Annotated in this window: 14 protein-coding genes and 2 tRNA genes; 5 read left to right on the top strand and 11 right to left on the bottom strand. The window is 61.3% G+C overall.

Features of this window, described 5'->3' with window-relative positions; translation table 11 throughout:
• Positions 1 to 38: 38 nt before the first annotated feature.
• The 3 genes from DUT91_RS12575 to DUT91_RS12565 form a co-directional block, all read right to left on the bottom strand.
• Positions 39 to 830: a ribonuclease T2 family protein gene (locus DUT91_RS12575; RefSeq protein ID WP_114440765.1), complete on the bottom strand. Its 792-nt coding sequence runs from the start codon at positions 828 to 830 to the stop codon at positions 39 to 41.
• A gap of 52 nt (positions 831 to 882) precedes the next feature.
• Positions 883 to 1,350: a phage portal protein gene (locus tag DUT91_RS12570; RefSeq protein ID WP_114440764.1), complete on the bottom strand. Its 468-nt coding sequence runs from the start codon at positions 1,348 to 1,350 to the stop codon at positions 883 to 885.
• 69 nt (positions 1,351 to 1,419) lie between these two features.
• Positions 1,420 to 2,292 carry a 23S rRNA (adenine(2030)-N(6))-methyltransferase RlmJ gene (locus DUT91_RS12565; RefSeq protein WP_114440763.1) on the bottom strand — a complete coding sequence of 291 codons (873 nt, stop codon included), beginning with the start codon at positions 2,290 to 2,292 and terminating at the stop codon, positions 1,420 to 1,422.
• A gap of 116 nt (positions 2,293 to 2,408) precedes the next feature.
• Here DUT91_RS12565 and DUT91_RS12560 point away from each other — a divergent pair, with 116 nt between their 5' ends.
• Both DUT91_RS12560 and DUT91_RS12555 read left to right on the top strand, forming a co-directional pair.
• Positions 2,409 to 3,254, top strand: coding sequence for an EamA family transporter (locus tag DUT91_RS12560; protein ID WP_114440762.1), 846 nt, complete (start codon positions 2,409 to 2,411; stop codon positions 3,252 to 3,254).
• A gap of 12 nt (positions 3,255 to 3,266) precedes the next feature.
• Positions 3,267 to 5,378, top strand: a complete 2,112-nt coding sequence (locus DUT91_RS12555) for a molybdopterin oxidoreductase family protein (RefSeq protein WP_114440761.1) — start codon at positions 3,267 to 3,269, stop codon at positions 5,376 to 5,378.
• 52 nt (positions 5,379 to 5,430) lie between these two features.
• Here DUT91_RS12555 and purN read toward each other — a convergent pair whose 3' ends face one another.
• Positions 5,431 to 6,078 carry a phosphoribosylglycinamide formyltransferase gene (purN, locus tag DUT91_RS12550; RefSeq protein ID WP_114440760.1) on the bottom strand — a complete coding sequence of 216 codons (648 nt, stop codon included), beginning with the start codon at positions 6,076 to 6,078 and terminating at the stop codon, positions 5,431 to 5,433.
• Positions 6,078 to 7,154 (bottom strand): phosphoribosylformylglycinamidine cyclo-ligase, encoded by a 1,077-nt coding sequence (purM, locus tag DUT91_RS12545; RefSeq protein ID WP_114440759.1) that lies wholly within the window; start codon positions 7,152 to 7,154, stop codon positions 6,078 to 6,080. Before purM ends, purN begins: the two co-directional genes overlap by 1 nt.
• Before the next feature lie 295 nt (positions 7,155 to 7,449).
• Here purM and DUT91_RS12540 point away from each other — a divergent pair, with 295 nt between their 5' ends.
• Positions 7,450 to 8,646 (top strand): AI-2E family transporter, encoded by a 1,197-nt coding sequence (locus DUT91_RS12540; protein ID WP_200834960.1) that lies wholly within the window; start codon positions 7,450 to 7,452, stop codon positions 8,644 to 8,646.
• A 42-nt stretch (positions 8,647 to 8,688) separates the two neighbouring features.
• Entirely contained in the window at positions 8,689 to 9,387 is a 699-nt protein-coding gene (hdaA, locus tag DUT91_RS12535) for a DnaA regulatory inactivator HdaA (RefSeq protein WP_114440758.1), read from the top strand.
• Between the two features lie 25 nt (positions 9,388 to 9,412).
• Here the strand turns inward: hdaA and DUT91_RS12530 are convergent, their stop codons facing one another.
• From DUT91_RS12530 to DUT91_RS12505, 6 genes are all read right to left on the bottom strand, one after another.
• Positions 9,413 to 10,087: a hypothetical protein gene (locus tag DUT91_RS12530; protein ID WP_114440757.1), complete on the bottom strand. Its 675-nt coding sequence runs from the start codon at positions 10,085 to 10,087 to the stop codon at positions 9,413 to 9,415.
• Positions 10,088 to 10,331: 244 nt separating this feature from the next.
• Positions 10,332 to 11,114 carry a hypothetical protein gene (locus DUT91_RS12525; RefSeq protein WP_147272181.1) on the bottom strand — a complete coding sequence of 261 codons (783 nt, stop codon included), beginning with the start codon at positions 11,112 to 11,114 and terminating at the stop codon, positions 10,332 to 10,334.
• Between the two features lie 154 nt (positions 11,115 to 11,268).
• Positions 11,269 to 11,345: transfer RNA gene (locus tag DUT91_RS12520), tRNA-Arg, on the bottom strand.
• 47 nt (positions 11,346 to 11,392) lie between these two features.
• On the bottom strand, positions 11,393 to 11,698 hold the full coding sequence (locus tag DUT91_RS12515) for an ETC complex I subunit (RefSeq protein ID WP_114440755.1): 306 nt from the start codon (positions 11,696 to 11,698) through the stop codon (positions 11,393 to 11,395).
• 31 nt (positions 11,699 to 11,729) lie between these two features.
• Positions 11,730 to 11,806 (bottom strand) — tRNA-Pro (locus DUT91_RS12510).
• Between the two features lie 276 nt (positions 11,807 to 12,082).
• On the bottom strand, positions 12,083 to 13,264 hold the full coding sequence (locus tag DUT91_RS12505) for a cystathionine beta-lyase (protein ID WP_114440754.1): 1,182 nt from the start codon (positions 13,262 to 13,264) through the stop codon (positions 12,083 to 12,085).
• A gap of 165 nt (positions 13,265 to 13,429) precedes the next feature.
• Here DUT91_RS12505 and DUT91_RS26165 point away from each other — a divergent pair, with 165 nt between their 5' ends.
• A complete protein-coding gene (locus DUT91_RS26165) occupies positions 13,430 to 14,233 on the top strand; it encodes a phosphatase PAP2 family protein (RefSeq protein ID WP_200834959.1) in 804 nt (267 codons plus the stop codon).
• Positions 14,234 to 14,476 lie beyond the last annotated feature (243 nt).

Here is a 14,476-nt window from a genome sequence, read left to right as displayed (position 1 = left end):
TATTTTGCGTCGGGAGACGGCGCAAGTGCCAATTGCCTTCAGCGCACCGGCGGCATGTTGACCGAGCGCCTGCGGCAGGCGGCGGCATCGACTTCGCCGCAATTGCGGAACTGCAGGTCCTTGGTCATGCAGATCCGCACGTCCTGCAGATACCCGTCTTCGCAGGTTACCGAGATACCGCCTGCCGGAAGGCCCGGATTGGCCGCAACGAAGGCTTTCTCGACCAGCATGGGATCGACATCGCGGCTGGTCGTCATGTTGCGGAAGCTGGCCGGTATGGTGACGCCTTCATAGGCGCGCCGGAGCGTCGAAAAATAATCCGATTGCGAGAGCCCGGTGCAGCGCCCGTGCTTGCGCCATTCGTGGATGATCAGCCCCTTCGAAGGCATGATGTCGCGAACGCTGGAAATCATCTCCTGCGGCACATAGCGGTCGCCGATCTGGCAATCCTGCGGGTATCCGCTCTCATATTGCGGCCAAAGGCCGTGCGCGACGAAGGAATAGGGCCGGCCAGAGCTGCATTGCTGCCGGTCGGCGCGGGGACCTTCCGAGGCGCAATAGCTGGGCGACCAGGAAAGCGAAAGCACGTAGAAATCAAAGCCCTGTGCCGCCGCTCCGTCATTTCCAGCGGATGAATTCGCGCCATCATCCCGAAGGGGAGAATTCGTGCCTTTGCTTTGGGGAAGCGAATTTTGGTTGCGCTCCTGGCGGGAGGCGTTCCCGCCATTGCCTCGGGGAGGGGAATCCGGCCCATTGCCGCTAAGCAGGGAATAGAGAAACCATGCAATGGCGGCCAGCGCCGCCAGCACCCAAAAGCTTCTTCCCTGCATCCCGCCCCCTGCAATCTGCTTTCGGATGCCGTCCGATCAATGGGATTGTGCTTTAGCGCAGGACGCGGCAGCCGCTATCATAGACATTCCAGCGGTCGAAGCCGGCCACGCAGAACTCGACATTGTCGCCGAACGAAGCGAAGCCCTGGCCTTCCTCGATGAGGTACAGGACCCGCCGATGTTCTCCGTCGGACAGCATGGCCGTCGCGGCGCAATAATGGCGGGTGATTTCGGAGGACCGCTGCGCCGGTTCAAAGCGCTTCTGGTGGACATCGCTGAAGGCGGAAATTTCGACCATCGGAAGGTTCGGAACGTGGGTCACCTGATAGCTGAAGCGCGAGACGATGGTTTTCAGCACCCGCTGATCGCTGCATATACCAGTTTCGCCATAGACGGCTTCGTTCCCGAGGAAATCCGCTGCCTTAACCGCCGTGGAGGAAAGCCCGCCCACGGAAAGAACGGTCGAAAGAGCAAGTGCCGCAGAGGCAAGTATATGGCTGAATTGTCCGAAGCGCTTCATTGTCCAATTCCCGTCCCAGTAAACTGTCCAAATAATATTGGCGCAATGTCTGCTACAGACCGGCTTCGGTCAAGATGCAACCTGCTCGCCGCGTACCCACTCTACCATGAACGATCCAGCTTTCGCTTCGCTGAGCAGGTTGGTGAGGCATGGAAGCAACAGTTTCATCTCGTCTTCCAGCGTATAGGGCGGGTTGACGACGATCATGCCGCAGCCGTCGAGCCGCGGTTCGGCGGAGGGAGGGCGAATCGCCAGCTCCAGCCGGAGTATCTTCGCGATCCCCGTCTCGTGCAGCCTCGAGACAAAGCGCTGGACCTCCTGCCGGTCCTTGATAGGATACCACAAGGCGTAGGTTCCACCGGGAAAACGCTTATGCGCCTTGGCAAGGCCGTCGACCATTCGGTCGAACTCGCCGGCGATCTCGAACGGCGGATCGACGAGCACGAGGCCGCGCTTTTCCTTCGGCGGCAGATGCGCGCCGAGCGTCAGCCAGCCATCGAGATGCGTGACGCGCACCTGATGATCACCGGCAAAGAGGTTGGCGAGCACCCTGGCGTCATCCGGATGCAGTTCGATGGCCGACAGGCGGTCCTGCTTGCGCATCAGGCTCCGGGCCAGAAGCGGCGAGCCGGGATAGGTCGTCAGGCCGCCATCGGCGTTTTCAGCTCGGATAATATCGAGATAGGGGGCGAGAAGCCCGGCCGCGTCTTGTGGTATCGCGCTGGCGGAAGCCTTGTCGAGCAGTCGGGCGATGCCCTGCCGCCATTCGTCGGTCTTGCCCGCCTCGCTTCCCCTGAGGTCGTAGCGGCCGATGCCGGCATGGGTGTCGATCACCCGGAACGCCTGTTCCTTGCGCTTCAGATAGTCGATGATGCGGGTAAGGACGATGTGCTTGACGACATCGGCGAAATTCCCGGCATGATAGGCGTGTCGATAGTTCATGGCCGTGCTTTTTCCATGTTGATCCGGGCACTGCAAGCGCTTCTATCCGCCATCCGCCCGATATGTCATAGATCGCGCTCCGCTCGGCGGTCTTCTTGTGATTCTGGTGATACGGCATGTCCGGCACAATTGTCCTCATCGTCCTTCTGGCCGCATTTCTTCACGCGAGCTGGAACGCCGTCGTCAAGTCGAATGGCGACAAGTTTCTCAATGCGGTCATTGTGACTGGCGCCGCGGGCTTGATCGCCCTGCTGTTTCTGCCCTTCCTGCCCGCGCCGGATCGTTCCAGTTGGCCATTCTTGGCGACATCGATGGTGCTCCAGGTGATCTATATCTGCCTGGTGGCCGCCGCCTATAAGGTCGGTGACATGAGCCAGGCCTATCCCATTATGCGTGGGACGCCGCCGCTTCTGGTGGCGCTCGCCAGCGGTCCGCTGATCGGTGAGGTGCTGTCGCTGCCGCGCTGGATCGGGATCGGCTTCATCTGTTGCGGCGTGCTGGCCCTTGCCCTCGAAGCGCGACGGCGCGCAGTCATGGGCAGCGGAAGAACGACAGCGCTCGCCCTTCTCAACGCCGTCTTCATCGCGTCCTATACGCTCGTGGACGGGGTCGGCGTGCGCAAGTCAGGCGCGGCCGCTGCCTATACGATGTGGGTTTTCGTGCTCAATGCGCTGCCGCTGGTCGTCTGGACGCTGGCCACGCATCGGGAACGGGTATGGCCGCATCTGCAAAGCCGCCTGCATCTGGCTTTCATCGGTGGCGTCGGCACGCTCGGCTCCTACGGCCTCGCGCTCTGGGCGATGACCGTGGCGCCCATTGCCGTGGTTGCCGCGCTGCGCGAAACCTCTATCCTGTTTGCGATCGCTATTTCGGCGATTTTCCTGAAGGAGCGCATCGGCTGGCAGCGCGTCGTTGCGGCGGCGCTGATCGTCATGGGAGTCGTCATCATCCGCTTGAGTTGATATGGATAGGTCATGAACAAGCACATCACGCATATCGGGCACTCCGCCTGCCCGCACGATTGCCCCTCCACCTGTGCGCTAGACGTGGAGGTGCTGGATACCGGCGCCATCGGCCGGGTTCGTGGCGCGAAGGACAACAGCTACACGGATGGCGTGATCTGCGCCAAGGTCGCGCGCTATGCCGAGCGCATCCACCATCCCGACCGTCTTTTAAAGCCGCTCATCCGCGCCGGCGGCAAGGGCGAGGGCGCGTGGAAAGAAGCCTCCTGGGAAGCGGCGCTCGACCTGATCGCCGAACGCTTCCTGAGGGCGGAGGCGGAATTCGGCTCGCAGAGCATATGGCCCAATTATTATGCCGGGACGATGGGGCTGGTGCAGCGCGATTCGATCCATCGGCTGCGCCACGCCAAGAAATATTCCAACCAGTTCGACAGCTTCTGCACCAATCTGGCCTGGACCGGCTTCTTCGCCGGTACGGGCAGCCTCACGGGCGTCGATCCGCGCGAGATGGCCAAGGCCGATTGCGTGGTGATCTGGGGCACCAATGCGGCGGCCACGCAGGTCAACGTCATGACCCATGCCGTGAAGGCCCGCAAGGAGCGCGGCGCGAAGATCGTCGCCATCGATATCTATGAGAACGCCACCATCCGCCAGGCGGATATGGGCATTGTGCTGAAACCCGGCACCGACGGCGCCTTCGCCTGCGCCGTCATGCATGTGCTCTTTCGTGACGGTCTTGCCGATTGGGACTATCTCAACGCCTATACCGACGATCCGAAGGGGCTGGAAAGGCATCTGCAAAGCCGCACGCCGGAATGGGCGTCCGCCATCACCGGGCTGCCTGTTTCGGAGATCGAGGCTTTCGCCCGGCTTGTCGGCACGACCAAGCGGACTTTTTTCCGGCTGGGTTACGGCTTCACCCGCCAGCGCAATGGCGCGGTCAACATGCACGCCGCGTCCTGCATTCCCGCCGTCACCGGTGCCTGGCTGCATGAGGGAGGTGGCGCGTTTCACTCCAATTCCGGCATTTTCCGCATGGATAAGTCGGAAATCGAGGGAAAAGCCTTCAAGGATCCCGATATCCGCTATCTCGACCAGTCGAAGATCGGGCGAATACTGACGGGTGACAAGGAGTCGCTCAACGGCGGGCCGCCTGTCATGGCCATGCTGATCCAGAACACCAACCCGGCGAATGTCGCACCGGAACAGCGCCTGATCCGCAAGGGGTTCATGCGCGAGGATCTGTTCGTTGCCGTCCATGAGCAGTTCATGACCGATACGGCGAAGCTAGCCGACGTGGTGCTGCCGGCGACCATGTTCCTGGAGCATGACGATATCTATCGCGGCGGCGGCCAGCAGCATATCGTGCTAGGGCCGAAGCTGGTTGAAGCGGCGGGCGAGGCGCGGCCAAATCTCTTCGTTCTCAACGAACTGGCGAACCGTCTCGGCGTCGGCCATTACGAGGGCTTCGGCCTCGATGAAAAGACCCTGATCGACAATATGATGCGCGCAAGCGGCTTGCCGGGTTTCGACGAGTTGAAGGAACGCCGCTGGATCGACATGCAGCCGGATTTCGAGCGCGCGCATTATCTCAAGGGGTTCAACTGGCCGGACCGCAAATTCCGTTTCAAGCCGGACTGGACCGGCAGCCTGTCGCCCAACAGGCCGCCGCGCTCGATGGGACCGCAGGGGCCTTACACGGACCTGCCGGAATTCCCGGATCATTGGCAGGCGATCGAGATGGCGGATGCGGAACATCCCTTCCGTCTCGCGACATCGCCCGCGCATAATTTCCTCAATTCGACCTTTTCGGAAACGCCAACCTCTGGAGCCAAGGAGGCCCGCCCGCAATTGCTGATCCATTCGGACGATGCGGCGCGATTGGGTGTCGCCGATGGCGACCGGGTGGAAATCGGCAACCGGCGCGGCGAACTGGTTCTGCACGCCAGGGTGCGGGACAGCCAGCGCCGCGGTGTGGTGATCTCGGAGGGAATATTCCCCAATACCACCTTCGAGCGCGGCGAGGGTATCAACATCCTCACCGGCGCAGACGCCGCCGCCCCTTATGGCGGCGCGGCGTTTCATGACATCAAGGTCTGGGTGAAAAGGGCGGATATCGGTTGAGGAACGGAGTGATATCCCCTCTTTCCTGCAAGAGGGAATGTGGGCTTGACGCTCAAAAAGCCCCGAACGAAGTCCTGTCGTCTTCGGTGAGCCCCGAATAGACGATCCGCCCGTCCGTCATATGCACCTTGCCCTCGGCGACCAGCTTCAGGGCCAGCGGATAGAGCTTGTGCTCTACCGTCAGCACGCGCGCGGTAAGCATTTCTTCGGTATCGCCCGGCATTACCGGCACCACGCCTTGCGCGATGATTGGCCCGCCGTCCATTTCGGCGGTGACGAAATGCACGGTGCAGCCATGAACGCGCATGCCGGATTCCAGCACGCGGGCGTGGCTGTCGAGGCCCTTGAAGAGCGGGAGGAGCGATGGGTGGATATTGATTATCCGGCCGACCCACTTTGCCACGAAATCCGCCGACATCAGCCGCATATAACCGGCAAGGCAGATGACGTCAGGCGCGATGCGGGCGAGTTCGGCGTTGAGCGCCTCCTCATGTGCGGCGCGGGAGGCATAATCCTTCTGAGGCACCGCGATGGCCTCGATGCCATGGCTTCTCGCCACATCGAGCCCGGCCGCATCGGGCTTGTTGGAAAGCACGGCGACGATTTCCGCGGGATAGGCGGGGTCCTTGCAGGCCTCGATCAGCGCGGACATGTTCGACCCGCGCCCGGATATAAGAACGGCGACGCGCTTCCTGGTCATCAGAGGGCCAGGGTACCGCGATAGACGACGCCTGCGCCGTCGCGCGGGATCATTTTGCCGAGCGTGACGATCTTCTCACCCTCTGCTGTGAGGACCGCCGCCACTTCAGCCGCCTGTTGTGGCGAGACAACGGCGATCATGCCGATGCCGCAATTGAAGGTGCGCAGCATCTCGTCCCGTTCAACCCCGCCCGTCTTGGCGAGCCAGGAGAACACGGGCGGCACATTGATAGCGGAGAGATCGATTTCCGCTGCAAGTCCAGCGGGCAGCACGCGCGGAATATTGTCCGGAAAGCCGCCGCCGGTGATATGCGCCAGCGCCTTGATGCCGTCCCCGGCGCGGATGGCCGCAAGCAGCGGCTTCACATAGATGCGGGTCGGCGTCAAAAGGGCTGCGCCCAGCGTCGTGCCCGACGCGAAAGGCGCTTCAGTATCCCAGCCAAGGCCGGAAAGCTCAACGATGCGGCGCACCAGCGAGAACCCGTTGGAATGCACGCCCGAGGACGAAAGCCCGAGAATGACGTCTCCTGCCATGATATCGCCGGCGGGAAGCAGCCGGTTGCGCTCCGCCGCACCCACCGCAAAGCCGGCGAGATCATAGTCGCCATCGCGGTACATGCCGGGCATTTCCGCCGTCTCGCCGCCGATGAGCGCGCAACCCGCCTGCCTGCAGCCATCGGCAATGCCGGCGACGATCGAAGCGCCCTGGTCCGGGTCAAGCTTGCCGGTGGCGAAATAGTCGAGGAAGAAGAGCGGCTCCGCACCCTGCACCACCAGATCATTGACGCACATGGCGACGAGATCGATGCCGACCGTGTCGTGCTTGCCCGCGTCGATAGCGATTTTCAGCTTGGTGCCGACGCCGTCATTGGCGGCCACAAGCACTGGGTCGGTGAAGCCCGCTGCCTTCAGGTCAAAGAGGCCGCCGAAGCCGCCGATCTCTCCATCCGCGCCCGGACGTCGCGTCGAGCGGACGAGCGGCTTGATCTTCTCCACCAGGAGATTTCCGGCGTCGATATCAACGCCTGCCTCTGCATAGGTCAAACCGTTCTTGCCGGTAAGGGGCTTGCCAGTCATCGTTTACTCCCGATGCGCCGTCCCGCGGGGCGGGGCGGGCGGAAACGGATAAAATTCTTTTACGCAAGCGCGCAATGGCACGAGTTTGCCCGTCCCGCAAGGTCGATATGGGCCATGTCTACCGGAAAAGCCCGGGAAAGCCCAATGAAGTAATGACGATCCGGCGATGGTTTTCGGGCGGTATCCCCATATAGAGCAATGCGAGAACCCTTGACCGTTGCTCCGGCAACGGCCTATCTCATTTGCATACCCAAATGGTGCCCATTTGAGGATCGAACGGACGGTAGCTATCACCATGGCGAAGACACCGGTGAAAACCAGGCCTGAACGCGACATCCATGTCGATGTGCAGGTGAATACCCTTACCGCCAATGTGCGCCGCCAGGCTGTGTTCTGGCTGATCGCGATGGTGGTGTTCGTGCTGTTCCTGGTGATCTTCAGCTCGATCCTCCTGCCATTCGTGGCCGGGCTGGCGCTTGCCTATTTCCTGGATCCGGTGGCCGATCGTCTGGAAAAGCTCGGGATGTCGCGGCTCGCCGCAACGGTGGTGATCCTGGTCATCTTCCTGATCACGCTGGTTTTGGCCGTCATGATCATCGTCCCGGTGCTGGCGACGCAGCTGACTGACTTCATCGCGCGGTTGCCGGGTTATATCACCCAGCTCCAGTCGCTCATCGCCGACAGGGATTCGACATGGCTGAAGAATGTCATCGGGGTGGACAGTTCCGTCATCCAGGACAATCTGAGCACGCTGCTCCAGCAGGGCGCGGGCTTCCTCTCGACACTGTTCCAGTCGCTGTGGAATTCCGGCAAGGCGCTGATCGATATCGCAGCGCTTTTCGTCGTCACGCCCGTGGTCGCCTTCTACATGCTGCTCGACTGGGACCGCATGATCGAGCGCATCGATTCATGGATCCCGCGTGACCATCTGCACGACGTGCGCCAGATCGCGCGCGAGATGGACGCCGCTATCGCCGGCTTCATTCGCGGCCAAGGCACCGTCTGCATCATCCTGGGAACGATCTATGCCGTCGGCCTCACCATCGTCGGCCTCAATTTCGGCCTGCTGATTGGGCTCTTCGCCGGGCTCATCAGCTTCATTCCCTATATAGGCTCGCTGCTTGGCCTGGTGCTGGCCATAGGCGTCGCCCTCGTGCAGTTCTGGCCGGACTGGATCATGATCTGCGCCGTCGCGCTCGTCTTCTTCATCGGCCAGTTCATCGAGGGCAATATATTGCAGCCGAAGCTTGTCGGCTCGTCGGTCGGCCTGCATCCCGTCTGGCTGATGTTCGCTCTGTTCGCCTTCGGCTCTCTCCTCGGCTTCACCGGCATGCTGATCGCCGTGCCAGCCGCGGCTGCCGTCGGCGTACTGGTGCGCTTCGCGCTGGGCCGCTATCTGCAATCGCCGATGTACCGCAGCCGCCATAAGGAAATCGAGCATGTGAAGCGGCCGGGAGAGCCTGCCGGAGAAGCGGCCGGAGAAGCGGAATGATGGTGTGCTGCCTGTTCCGGCAGATAATCCGGAATATATGACATGACGACCACCTTGCCCCGCCAACTGCCGCTGGCGCTTGGCCATGAGCCGGGCTACGGGCGCGACGATCTGATCGTCGCGGGATCGAACCACGCCGCCGTTGATATCATCGACCGGTGGCCGAACTGGATTTCACCCGTCGTGGTGCTTGCAGGGCCGGTGGGCTCCGGCAAGACCCATCTGGCGGCGATCTGGAGGGCTGCCTCGAATGCCGCAGTCCTTGATGCGGCCGAGATTGGCCCGGGAGCGCTTGAAAAGGCATCGGAAGGCCCGGTGCTGATCGACGATCTAGGCGCGGCGCCCTTCGACGAAACGGGGCTTTTCCACCTGATCAACACGGTCCGCCAGGCTGGCACGTCGCTCCTGATGACATCGCGCCGCTGGCCGGCCAACTGGCCGACAACGCTGCCGGACCTCGCATCGCGCCTGAAGGCGGCGACGGTGGTGGAGATTTCCGAGCCTGATGACGCGCTTTTATCCGCCGTCATATACAAGCTTTTCGCCGACCGTCAGATTCTTGTCGAACCGCATCTGGTCAGCTATCTCGTCAGCCGCATCGAGCGCTCGCTTTCGACCGCCAACCACATCGTAGACCGCCTCGACCGGGCTGCTCTGGAGCAAAAAGCCCGTATCACCCGCCCGTTCGCTGCCAATGTTCTCGCAACCTTTGAGAAAGGGCAGGGCGAGGGCAGGGATTGAGGCGTCGCCATTTCAGGTCGGCAGCCTACCATTTGTGTGCGTAGTTCGCCCCGATTGTCCGGGTGCTGTTGCCGGAGGCGATATCGTTCATCGACGTTACGAGGTTTACGTCGCCCAAAATCTTCTGCTGCGCGCTGATGCTGGTATACCAGTGCGGATCGGTGTCCGTCCGTCGCGTCTGTGCGATGAAGGCCGTCTTGCTGCCGTCGAACGAAAGCTTCATTGCCTTCGTCATCTCCCAATGGCTCTCTCTTGCAGCCGAACCGCTGTATGACACCGAATATTTGTCATTCACCTGCGCGGTGACCCGGTCGGCGACGGTCCATTTTCGCCGCATCGCCATGGCGACGCTGCCGCTGCCGTCGGCTGTGCCCAGCCGCAGGTTGAGATCTGCACCATCCCAGCCCGCGAGCCTGGAAGGCGGTAGCTTGACCGAACTCCACAAGGCCGATGGCGGTGCTTCCGGCGCGCCGAGCATTTCCGGGCTCTGCGCCTTGCCGTCAAAACCAATCTCCGTGCCAACCGAAGTCTCCCATCCCAGCGGAAGCCGCGCGCCCAGCCGCACCAGATAGCCGCCATCAGCGGTTTTGCCGGGCGTGGCGATCAGGGGCGCAGGCTCCGCCCACACCACTTGCGTCGAGCCAAACGTCAGCACGGCAAGGAAGGCGGCGGCGATAAGAGATTGGTGAAAATTTGTCATGCACATTCCTTTCGTCCGGATCTAACAGAATCGCGCGATTGGAGTGAGTCTGCCGGAACGAATCCTGCCGGTCGGCTCAACGTGGCGTTTTCTGTATCGTCTGTCGGATTTTAACCGCGCAAAAGCACTGCGTTCACCCTGACGGCTTGGCGCAGAGGAAAATCATCTCGACTTTTCAGCACGGAATATTTCCACGCGTTATACGGCGTGATGCGCGATGGCGCAACCGGCTATGGAGAAAATCTTATTGTTTGCTTTTCACCGGCATCGGCGGCGGGTTCGGCGCTGCAATTTCCGGGTTGACCGGAGTTCTGAAAATCGATCCCGTCATGAACAACCCCGGCTGCGACGCCGCCAGCATGTCTTCATGCACCCAACCAATCATGTTGGTCGACGGCACGACGACACGGTGCCATTTGCCCGTTTTGCCGTAGGAGCGCATTTCTCGGCCCTTTTCGACTGTGCCGACCCCCGCCGCCTTGTCCCAGGCTCTCTGGCGGATGATGATCCGTTCTCTGGCATAGATGACCGATGGCGTCGTATGGGGCGCGGCGCGACCGACCGGGATGCCCTTCGGCGCGGCCTTCGTCTCGCCTGACTTGGCCACCGGTGCCTTGGAGAGAGGCGCGGGAGGCTTCACCGCCGCTAGCGCGGCGACGTTGCGGGAGGAAGAGGGGCGCGGCGGAAATGAGTTCGAGCCCACCGGAGCGGAAGGCCGGGGAGAGGGAGAACGAATCTCGGCCGAACGCGAAACATCGTCCTTGCCATCACGCTTGCCGGGCGCTGCTTTCGCCTGCGTCCTGGGCGGCTGCGCCTTATCCGCTATGATGTCTCTCGGCTTGGAAACCTTCGTTTCGGTCTTCTTCCCGGTCGAAAAGCTGCTCAAAAATCGGGAGAAATCCGCTTTCGAATGCTTGCCCTCATAGGTCGCCCACCAGCTCGCCCCGCCCATTCCCAGAATGGCGAGAAGGGCAATGCCCGATCCCGACATGGACGAGCGCTTGGATGAACGTCTTTTCCTGGCCATGAGATATTCCCGCCGGTTGCATGCGACAAGGCCGATGGGCCGATGGGCCGAATCTGTCGCGGGAAGAAGGCTATCAGCCGTTTCTTCGCATTTGGTTACCGGCTGACGGGATGATCCGGCAAGCGCTGGGCGCAGCGCTAACTTGCTGAATTATTGGCGATCCCGACTGGATTCGAACCAGTGACCATCGGCTTAGAAGGCCGGTGCTCTATCCAACTGAGCTACGGGACCAACCGGGAAACCACTACACGCTCACGCCAACCCGTTCAATGGGCTGTTCAGTGCGTCCAGGGCTGCTGGCGATCATATTTGAAATTATCGGAATAGGAGAGCTTGCGCCGCTTGGTTTCTTTCGGCTCTTCGAGGCGATAGGCGATGCCGTTCTTCTCGGCATAAGCGACGGCTTCTTCCCTGGTGTCGAAAAAGAGCCTGATCTGGCTCTTCATGTCGCCGGAAGACGTGTAGCCCATCAGCGGCTCCACCTTGCGCGGCATCTCCGGCTCGAACTCCAGGAGCCATGACGTCGTCTTTGCCTTGCCCGACTGCATCGCGGTCTTGGCGGGACGATATATGCGTGCGACCATATCCAGACACCTTCGAGGCTTCTTGAAATATTGGTCGGAGCGGCAGGATTCGAACCTGCGACCCTCTGGTCCCAAACCAGATGCGCTACCAGGCTGCGCTACGCTCCGCCACATCAGGCGAATGTTGATTTCCCTAGAGATTCCGTATCCCCGACGCAAGAGGGAAATCGTTATCAGCCGCAGAAAGTCGAAAAGAAAGCGAATGCCGGGCCTTTCCTCACGCGAAAAGGCCCGGCGCAGGGAGGATGATGTACGCCGGGCCTCGCGCTGGCCTGCGATAATAGGATCGGCCCCCAGCGTATGGGATGACCGTGGATGAGTCGCAACTGCCGCGCTACTCCAATAAGTTGCCAAAAGACCGGGCAATCAACCCGGCAGGCGGCTTTATTCGGCCGCCGCTGCCGCCGCGAGCCCATTCTGCAGATCCGCGATCAAGTCCGCCGTGTCTTCGAGCCCGATCTGCAGCCGGATGATCGGACCTGGATAATCCGTCTTGCTGACGGTACGGTCGGCGAGGCTGACTTGCAGGGCAAGGCTCTCATAGCCGCCCCAGGAATAGCCGAGACCAAACAGTTCCAACGCGTCGAGGAAGGCGTGCGCCTTTTTCTTCGCCCCGCCCTCGAGCACGATCGAGAAGATGCCGGATGCGCCGGTGAAGTCGCGTTTCCAGATCGCATGTCCCGGATGGCTTTCGAGCGCCGGGTGCAAGACCGAAGCGACGCCCGGCTGCGTTTCGAGCCAGCGGGCGATCTCGAGCGCGCGTTTCTGGTGCGCTTCGAGCCTGACGCCCATGGTGCGCAGGCCGCGCAGGATCTGGTACGTATCGTCGGGGCTGACACAGATGCCGAGTGTCCCGTTGGCTTCCTTCAACGCCGGCCAGCAGCGTTCATTGGCCGACACCGTGCCGAGCAGTATGTCGGAATGGCCGGAGGGATATTTCGTCGCCGCATGGATGGAAATATCGACGCCATGGTCCAGCGGCCTAAAATAGACCGGCGTCGCCCAGGTATTGTCCATCATCACGATGGCGCCTGCCTCACGCGCCTTCGCCGCGATCGCAGGGATGTCCTGCATCTCGAACGTATTGGAAGCCGGTGATTCGGTGAAGATCACCCTGGTGTTCGGGCGGATGAGGGCAGAAATGCCGGCGCCGATCGCCGGATCGTAATATTCCACCGTGATGCCGAGCCGCGTCAGCATCGTATCGGCAAAATGCCGGGTGGGATTATAGATCGTATCGACGAACAGCGCGTGATCGCCCGCCGACAGGAAGGCAAGGAGAGGCACGGTGACGGCGGCTAGGCCCGAGGGAACGAGAATGGTCCCGGCCGAACCTTCGAGCGCGTCTATCGCCTGGCAGAGCGCGTCGCTCGTCGGCGTGCCCCGCGTTCCATAGGTGTATTTCTGGTTCCGCGTCGCCATGGTTTGCGCATCGGGGAAAAGCACAGTGGAGGCGCGGACGACAGGCGGGTTGATGAAGCCGTGATAATCGCGCGGATCGTTCCCGCCATGGGTGAGGCGCGTATTGATGCCTAGAGGCTTCTTCTTACCCGAGATATCTTCCATCGATGCGTCTCCTGCGCGCGGCCCATTTAATGACAAGGTATGGCGATAATCCTGCCGCGCTGTTCTTGCAACACCTGCCCGCACTCAATACCTGCCCAAGAAATGACGACCTGCCCAAGAAATGACGACCTGCCCAAGAATGACCGACCTGCCGAAGAAATGACGATGCAGAAGAATAAATCCACCTACAGCACCAACATCAGGGCCAATGTCCGACTTGCCTTCCGTTCGCTGATATCAGGTTTGCGGTCGCCGGTTGCCCCGGGTGCTCCATCTCCATGGACATGGTCCATGACGGCTGCGATCATCTCGCTGGTGCCGGTCCTTTATTTCCTGCATCCCTATGACGCACCGATCCTGCGCGCCGTATCCGCCAGCGAACTGCCCGGATTTTCCCTCCTGCGTGACCTGACGGATGTCGGCCGAACGCTGTTTTATCTCTGCATCGCGTTCTGCGTTCTGTTGTGGACCACGGGGAGGGACCGGCGGACGCTGGAGGCGCGCCAGAAAGCCCGGATCTATACGCTGGAGCGCCAGACGGCATTCGCATTCGCCGCGATCGGGCTGAGCGCAATCATCGTCAATCTGATGAAATACACCATTGGCCGGGCGCGGCCAGCGCTGATCGACACGCTCGGCCCGTCTTTTTTCGAGCCTTTTCGTGGCGGCCATCTCTTTGTCAGCTTTCCCTCGGGTCATTCGGCGACCGTCGGGGCCGTCATGGTCATCCTGGCGCTTTGGTTTCCCCGCTGGCGCTTTGCCGCCCTCGTCGCCACCCTCGCGCTGGCTTTCAGCCGCATCGCGGTGGCAGCTCACTATCCGACCGACGTGGTAGCCGGCTTTTCGATCGGTTTTCTGTTCACGCTTTTCCTCGCGCGCTTTCTTGCAAACCGGAATCTTGGATTTCTGATCGATCCCGGCAGACTGCTGCCGAAACGCCGGCGATACATCGAGGGCGAGCAGATATGACGTCCCGGATTTTCCGCGAGCGCCGCGAAACTCCCTGTGTATGCAGGCGGTTTTTCCGGACTTCACCTCCTGACAGTGCTGCTTTGGTTGTATAAACGCTAAAAGTCTTGACCGGAGGCGAATAATCGCCTTCGATGTCCGGGTGAATGGGAGCACGGCAGACATCTTGATATCTAGGTATTCGCTTGGGCGCGGATATCGATTTTCTGCATGATGCCCTTCTAACGGGAACAATAAGGCAAC

Origin of the sequence: Paramesorhizobium salinisoli (assembly GCF_003335045.1) — a bacterium.
Taxonomy (GTDB): domain Bacteria; phylum Pseudomonadota; class Alphaproteobacteria; order Rhizobiales; family Rhizobiaceae; genus Paramesorhizobium; species Paramesorhizobium salinisoli.
This window is presented reverse-complemented; position numbering and strand designations above follow the sequence as displayed.

Excerpts from the sequence above, each read along its gene's own strand:
- hdaA (WP_114440758.1), top strand. The coding sequence starts at position 8,689 with ATGACGACCACCTTGCCCCGCCAACTGCCGCTGGCGCTTGGCCATGAG.
- DUT91_RS12575 (WP_114440765.1), bottom strand. The coding sequence starts at position 830 with ATGCAGGGAAGAAGCTTTTGGGTGCTGGCGGCGCTGGCCGCCATTGCA.
- DUT91_RS12555 (WP_114440761.1), top strand. The coding sequence starts at position 3,267 with ATGAACAAGCACATCACGCATATCGGGCACTCCGCCTGCCCGCACGAT.
- DUT91_RS12505 (WP_114440754.1), bottom strand. The coding sequence starts at position 13,264 with ATGGAAGATATCTCGGGTAAGAAGAAGCCTCTAGGCATCAATACGCGC.
- DUT91_RS26165 (WP_200834959.1), top strand. The coding sequence starts at position 13,430 with ATGCAGAAGAATAAATCCACCTACAGCACCAACATCAGGGCCAATGTC.
- purM (WP_114440759.1), bottom strand. The coding sequence starts at position 7,154 with ATGACTGGCAAGCCCCTTACCGGCAAGAACGGTTTGACCTATGCAGAG.
- DUT91_RS12540 (WP_200834960.1), top strand. The coding sequence starts at position 7,450 with ATGGCGAAGACACCGGTGAAAACCAGGCCTGAACGCGACATCCATGTC.
- DUT91_RS12560 (WP_114440762.1), top strand. The coding sequence starts at position 2,409 with ATGTCCGGCACAATTGTCCTCATCGTCCTTCTGGCCGCATTTCTTCAC.
- DUT91_RS12570 (WP_114440764.1), bottom strand. The coding sequence starts at position 1,350 with ATGAAGCGCTTCGGACAATTCAGCCATATACTTGCCTCTGCGGCACTT.
- DUT91_RS12525 (WP_147272181.1), bottom strand. The coding sequence starts at position 11,114 with ATGGCCAGGAAAAGACGTTCATCCAAGCGCTCGTCCATGTCGGGATCG.
- DUT91_RS12530 (WP_114440757.1), bottom strand. The coding sequence starts at position 10,087 with ATGACAAATTTTCACCAATCTCTTATCGCCGCCGCCTTCCTTGCCGTG.
- purN (WP_114440760.1), bottom strand. The coding sequence starts at position 6,078 with ATGACCAGGAAGCGCGTCGCCGTTCTTATATCCGGGCGCGGGTCGAAC.
- DUT91_RS12565 (WP_114440763.1), bottom strand. The coding sequence starts at position 2,292 with ATGAACTATCGACACGCCTATCATGCCGGGAATTTCGCCGATGTCGTC.
- DUT91_RS12515 (WP_114440755.1), bottom strand. The coding sequence starts at position 11,698 with ATGGTCGCACGCATATATCGTCCCGCCAAGACCGCGATGCAGTCGGGC.